Consider the following 1,095-nt stretch of genomic DNA (forward strand, 5'->3'; position numbering starts at 1 on the left):
GGGTACACGTCAAATCCGCGCTCAACACGGCTTCCCAGGCGGCGGTACTAAGCGAGTGGTTAACCGAGTATACGGCGTGCACCTTACCAAACAAACGGGTTGCCACTTGGTAACAAACCAGTGGTGATAACAGTACGCAACCATAACGAAAAGCAACCACGTTCGCCTCCGTCCACCGCACCTGGGGGCTAAACCAGGTGGACAGGGTCTGTTCCTGCTCCGTGCTCAACAAGTTGTCCTGCGTTAACGCAAAGTACGCCCCTGCGGCGATCACCAGTTGCTGAAAGTCGATGGGCGTCCACCGCCGCACGTACCGTTCCTGGGCCATCATCACTAGGACTTTAAGTCCGGGCACATCACGTTGGGCACTCAACTTGTTCACCGTGGGCATGAGGCTATTGCTATTACCAACCAACGGGTCAAAGCCGCTGACAAACTCCTGTAAGCTCACACCCATACGGTCCAACATGACGCACAACTTATTAATGGGCACGTCAGCCGTACCACTTTCAAACTTCGATAGAGCGCCCAGCGACACCACGCCGCCAGCCACATCCTTCAACGATGCGCCCTCACGCCGTCGTAACCGGCGAAATTCAGCTCCCATCATTGATTAACACCCCCAAGGTTCAGTCGGTCACCCCACCGACTCCAGTTATAGAAATTGAAATATTGTTGACTGAAAAAGGAAAACACCGGATGAAAACAAACGGTTCCTCATCAAATAGCATAACATTAGGCGGACAGATATGACCACCTCATTCGTGCATTTCGGGTAATATTGGCGGGTATCGTGGTCAAAAGCCGTTCAGTTGGGTAACGCTGACAAAGCCTTGAGCAACGTTGAAATCAGCTCTGTATGGTTGTGAGCTATTCCTCTCACTTGCTGTGGGAAGCTACAGCGCTTTCCCGCTATCTGTGCTTATTGATACGAGCTCCGCAGGCCAGAAAGCGACGTATTAAGGTACTATCACCAAAAGTCCAAGTACAGATACTTCGACGATAGCAGACAAATGCACCTCTTGAAACACCACTGCTCTCGATCTGTCTGCGGACAAATCAGTACACACTGCAGTCTCTCGGCGGTGCTCCGCC

Annotated in this window: 1 protein-coding gene; it reads right to left on the reverse strand. The window is 52.1% G+C overall.

Going from position 1 to position 1,095, the window contains the following annotated elements; translation table 11 throughout:
• Positions 1–610 (reverse strand): helix-turn-helix domain-containing protein (locus LPA02S_RS11365; protein WP_169798392.1); only part of this gene is annotated, 610 nt, incomplete at its 3' end.
• Positions 611–1,095: the final 485 nt, after the last annotated feature.

Source organism: Lacticaseibacillus pantheris DSM 15945 = JCM 12539 = NBRC 106106 (genome assembly GCF_001591865.1).
Taxonomy (GTDB): Bacteria; Bacillota; Bacilli; order Lactobacillales; family Lactobacillaceae; genus Lacticaseibacillus; species Lacticaseibacillus pantheris.